At 62.9% G+C, this 4,684-nt stretch carries 4 protein-coding genes and 1 tRNA gene; all 5 read left to right on the plus strand.

Annotated elements, in window-relative coordinates; translation table 11 throughout:
- Positions 1–225: 225 nt before the first annotated feature.
- The 5 genes from EGJ22_RS25670 to EGJ22_RS25695 all read left to right on the plus strand — a co-directional run bounded on the left by EGJ22_RS25670 (position 226) and on the right by EGJ22_RS25695 (position 4,683).
- A complete protein-coding gene (locus tag EGJ22_RS25670) occupies positions 226–783 on the plus strand; it encodes a CvpA family protein (RefSeq protein ID WP_029886425.1) in 558 nt (185 codons plus the stop codon).
- A 42-nt stretch (positions 784–825) separates the two neighbouring features.
- The gene (gene purF, locus EGJ22_RS25675) at positions 826–2,331 is read left to right on the plus strand and encodes an amidophosphoribosyltransferase (RefSeq protein WP_009683775.1); all 1,506 of its coding nucleotides are present in this window, start codon (positions 826–828) and stop codon (positions 2,329–2,331) included.
- Between the two features lie 16 nt (positions 2,332–2,347).
- Positions 2,348–3,559 carry an O-succinylhomoserine sulfhydrylase gene (locus EGJ22_RS25680; RefSeq protein ID WP_029886426.1) on the plus strand — a complete coding sequence of 404 codons (1,212 nt, stop codon included), beginning with the start codon at positions 2,348–2,350 and terminating at the stop codon, positions 3,557–3,559.
- Positions 3,559–4,329 carry an SDR family oxidoreductase gene (locus EGJ22_RS25685; RefSeq protein ID WP_161893395.1) on the plus strand — a complete coding sequence of 257 codons (771 nt, stop codon included), beginning with the start codon at positions 3,559–3,561 and terminating at the stop codon, positions 4,327–4,329. The genes EGJ22_RS25680 and EGJ22_RS25685 overlap by 1 nt, the downstream gene beginning before the upstream one ends.
- 278 nt (positions 4,330–4,607) lie before the next feature.
- Positions 4,608–4,683: transfer RNA gene (locus tag EGJ22_RS25695), tRNA-Val, on the plus strand.
- Position 4,684 lies beyond the last annotated feature (1 nt).

Here is a 4,684-nt window from a genome sequence, read left to right on the forward strand (position 1 = left end):
ACAAACGTAGGAGCGAGCGCAGCTCGCGATTGCGCCGCGCGGGCGGCGCTCGCTCTAACAGGCGCTGCCATACCTTGCGGCAAACACCTGTCAGCCCTAAAGGCGATCCCTGTGGGAGCTGGCTCGCTGGCGATGAAGCAAACACCAATCCACCTGACATTCCGCTTACCCAAGCCCCCACCGCTCTGGTAAAATGCGCCGCCTCAAACGTCTGCAGGCAGCACCGTGGCATTTACCCTGGTTGATTGGGCGATCATCGCGATCATCGCCGTCTCCACACTGATCAGTCTCAAGCGCGGCTTCGTCAAGGAAGCCTTGTCCTTGCTCATCTGGATCATTGCCGGTGCGGTTGCCTGGATGTTCGGCGGTTCGCTCTCGGTGTATCTTGAAAGCTACATCCAGACACCATCGATGCGCGTCATCGCCGGCTGCGCCATTCTTTTCGTCGCCACCTTGCTGGTGGGGGCCATGGTCAACTTCCTGGTCGGCGAGCTGATCCGCGTGACCGGGCTGTCCGGCACCGATCGCTTCCTGGGCATGGCCTTCGGCGCCGCGCGCGGGGCCTTGCTGGTAGTGGTGGCCATCGGCCTGATCAGCCTGGGGCCGGTTCAACAGGACACCTGGTGGCAGGAATCGCGCCTGATACCACAATTTCTTCTGGTCGCCGACTGGTCGAAAAACCTGATTCTGGGTTTCGCCGGCCAGTGGTCGCCCGGTGGTCTGATCAGCGCTCCGGCTGATCTTCCGTTCAAGGAACAGTTGCTCGGGCCAGCTAAGCCCTGAGCGCTATTCACTCAAGTTTCATCAAAGTAGGGGTTGCGTCGCATGTGTGGCATCGTCGGTATCGTCGGTAAGTCGAACGTCAATCAGGCGCTGTATGACGCGCTTACGGTCCTCCAGCACCGCGGCCAGGACGCTGCCGGTATCGTGACCAGCCATGACGGCCGGTTGTTCCTGCGCAAGGATAATGGCCTGGTGCGCGACGTGTTCCAGCAGCGCCACATGCAGCGCCTGGTGGGCAACATCGGCATCGGCCATGTGCGCTACCCGACCGCGGGCAGCTCGACCTCGGCCGAGGCCCAGCCGTTCTACGTCAACTCCCCGTATGGCATCACCCTGGCGCATAACGGCAACCTGACCAACGTCGAACAGTTGGCCAAGGAGATCTACGAGTCCGATCTGCGCCACGTCAACACCAACTCCGACTCGGAAGTGCTGCTCAACGTGTTCGCCCACGAGCTGGCGGTGCGCGGCAAACTGCAGCCGACCGAAGAAGACGTGTTCGCTGCCGTTTCCCACGTGCACAGCCGCTGTGTGGGTGGCTACGCCGTGGTGGCAATGATCACCGGCTACGGTATCGTCGGCTTCCGTGACCCGCACGGCATTCGCCCGGTGGTGTTCGGCCAGCGTCACACCGACGAAGGCGTGGAATACATGATCGCCTCCGAAAGCGTCGCCCTGGACGTGCTCGGTTTCACCCTGATCCGCGACCTGGCACCTGGCGAAGCGGTGTACATCACCGAAGAAGGCCAGCTGTTCACCAAGCAGTGCGCCGAAGCGCCGAAGCTGCAACCGTGCATCTTCGAGCATGTCTACCTGGCCCGCCCAGACTCGATCATCGACGGTGTGTCGGTGTACAAGGCGCGCCTGCGCATGGGTGAAAAGCTCGCCGACAAGATCATGCGCGAGCGCCCCGATCACGACATCGACGTGGTCATCCCGATTCCCGACACCAGCCGCACCGCCGCCCTGGAGCTGGCCAACCGCCTGGGTGTCAAGTTCCGCGAAGGCTTCGTCAAGAACCGTTACATCGGCCGTACCTTCATCATGCCCGGCCAGGCGGCGCGCAAGAAGTCGGTGCGCCAGAAGCTCAACGCCATCGAGCTGGAATTCCGTGGCAAGAACGTGATGCTGGTGGACGATTCGATCGTGCGCGGTACCACGTGCAAGCAGATCATCCAGATGGCCCGCGAAGCCGGCGCCAAGAATGTCTACTTCTGCTCGGCAGCCCCGGCAGTGCGCTTCCCCAACGTCTACGGCATCGACATGCCGAGCGTGCACGAACTGATCGCCCACAACCGCACCACCGAACAGGTGGGTGAGTTGATTGGCGCCGACTGGCTGGTCTATCAGGACCTGCCGGACCTGATCGACTCGGTCGGCGGCGGCAAGATCAAGATCGAGCACTTCGACTGCGCGGTGTTCAACGGTGAGTATGTCACCGGCGATATCGACGAAGCCTACCTCGACCGCATCGAGCAGGCCCGTAACGACCTGGCCAAGGTCAAGAACCAGGCGGTCAGCGCGATCATCGACCTCTACAACAACTGATTCAGGGAGCGACGGCATGACGGATCAATGGGATGCCGGGCGACTGGACAGCGACCTCGAGGGTGTCGGTTTCGACACCCTGGCGGTGCGCGCTGGCCAAAGCCGTACACCGGAAGGCGAGCACAGCGAAGCGCTGTTCCTGACCTCCAGCTATGTGTTCCGCACGGCGGCCGACGCCGCTGCGCGTTTCGCCGGCGAAACGCCAGGCAACGTCTATTCGCGTTACACCAACCCGTCGGTGCGTGTCTTCGAAGAGCGGCTGGCAGCGATGGAAGGCGCCGAGCAGGCCGTGGGCACCTCCACCGGCATGGCGGCGCTGCTTGCGGTGGTCATGTCGTTGTGCAGTGGCGGTGACCATGTGCTGGTGTCGCAGAGCGTATTTGGCTCGACCATCAGCCTGTTCGAGAAGTACTTCAAGCGCTTCGCCCTGCAGGTGGACTACGTGCCTCTGGCCGACCTCGCGGGCTGGGAAAAGGCCATCAAGGCCAATACCAAGCTGCTGATCGTCGAATCGCCGTCCAACCCGCTGGCCGAACTGGTCGATATCACTGCCCTCAGTGAAATCGCCCATGCCCATGGCGCCATGCTGGTCGTCGACAACTGCTTCAGCACCCCGGCACTGCAGCAACCGTTGAAGCTGGGTGCCGATATCGTGTTCCACTCGGCGACCAAGTTCATCGACGGCCAGGGGCGTTGCATGGGCGGCGCAGTGGCCGGCCGAGCCGAGCAGATGAAAGAGGTGGTGGGCTTCCTGCGTACCGCAGGCCCGACCCTCAGCCCGTTCAATGCCTGGATCTTCACCAAGGGCCTGGAAACCTTGCGGTTGCGCATGCGTGCGCATTGCGAAAGTGCCCAGGCCCTGGCTGAGTGGCTGGAGCGACAGGACGGCGTGGAGAAGGTGCATTACGCCGGCTTGCCAAGCCACCCCCAGCACGCCCTGGCCAAGCGCCAGATGAGTGGCTTTGGTGCAGTGGTCAGCTTCGAGGTCAAGGGTGGCAAAGAGGGCGCCTGGCGCTTCATCGACGCCACTCGGGTGATTTCCATCACCACCAACCTGGGCGACAGCAAGACCACCATCGCCCACCCGGCCACCACGTCCCACGGCCGCCTGTCGCCGCAGGAGCGTGAGGCTGCAGGTATTCGCGACAGCCTGCTCCGCGTTGCCGTGGGCCTGGAAGACGTGGCAGACCTGCAGGCCGACCTGGCGCGCGGGTTGGCCGCACTGTGATGCAGATTGGCGGCAGCACCCCGGGCCACAACGGCCGGGTAGCCCTGGTGACCGGAGCCGCGCGCGGCATCGGCCTGGGCATTGCCGCCTGGTTGATCTGCGAGGGTTGGCAGGTGGTGCTCAGCGACCTAGACCGGCAGCGGGGTGCCAAGGTGGCCAAGGCCCTGGGTGACAATGCCTGGTTCATCACCATGGACGTTGCCGACGAGGCCCAGGTCAGTGCCGGGGTATCCGAGGTGCTCGGGCAATTTGGCCGGCTGGATGCGCTGGTGTGCAATGCAGCGATCGCCAACCCGCACAACCAGACCTTGGAAAGCCTGAGCCTGGCGCAGTGGAACCGGGTGCTGGCGGTGAACCTCAATGGCCCGATGCTGCTGGCCAAGCATTGTGCGCCGTACCTGCGTGCGCACAACGGGGCGATCGTCAACCTCACCTCCACCCGGGCGCGGCAGTCCGAGCCCGATACCGAGGCCTACGCGGCGAGCAAGGGCGGCCTGGTGGCCTTGACCCATGCGCTGGCGATAAGTTTGGGCCCGGAGATCCGCGTCAATGCGGTGAGCCCTGGCTGGATCGATGCCCGTGACCCGGCGCAGCGCCGTGCCGAGCCATTGAGCGAAGCCGACCACGCCCAGCACCCGACGGGCAGGGTAGGGACCGTGGAGGATGTGGCTGCCATGGTTGCCTGGTTGCTGTCACGGCAGGCGGCGTTCGTCACTGGCCAGGAGTTCGTGGTCGATGGCGGAATGACCCGCAAGATGATCTATACCTGAGCTGCAAGCTTCAAGCTTCAAGCTTCAAGCTTCAAGAGGGGACCGCAAGGTTCCTTCTTCATTTGTAGGGTTCAGAAATTCATCAAGCGACCCCATGCTTCTTCTTGCCACTTGCCACTTGCCACTTGCCACTTGCCACTTGCCACTTGCCACTTGCCACTTGCCACTTGCCACTTGCCACTTCTTCGAAAAAAATCCAACGGGGCTATTGACTTAGCTTCGCCACCTGCGTAAATTTCGCGGCCTCAGCGAAGCAAACGCAACAAGTAACATCGCGAGGGTGATTAGCTCAGCCGGGAGAGCATCTGCCTTACAAGCAGAGGGTCGGCGGTTCGATCCCGTCATCACCCACCAC

This window comes from Pseudomonas sp. p99-361, assembly GCF_003935475.1.
In the GTDB taxonomy this organism is placed as follows: domain Bacteria; phylum Pseudomonadota; class Gammaproteobacteria; order Pseudomonadales; family Pseudomonadaceae; genus Aquipseudomonas; species Aquipseudomonas juntendi.

Excerpts from the sequence above, each read along its gene's own strand:
- purF (WP_009683775.1), top strand. The coding sequence starts at position 826 with ATGTGTGGCATCGTCGGTATCGTCGGTAAGTCGAACGTCAATCAGGCG.
- EGJ22_RS25680 (WP_029886426.1), top strand. The coding sequence starts at position 2,348 with ATGACGGATCAATGGGATGCCGGGCGACTGGACAGCGACCTCGAGGGT.
- EGJ22_RS25685 (WP_161893395.1), top strand. The coding sequence starts at position 3,559 with ATGCAGATTGGCGGCAGCACCCCGGGCCACAACGGCCGGGTAGCCCTG.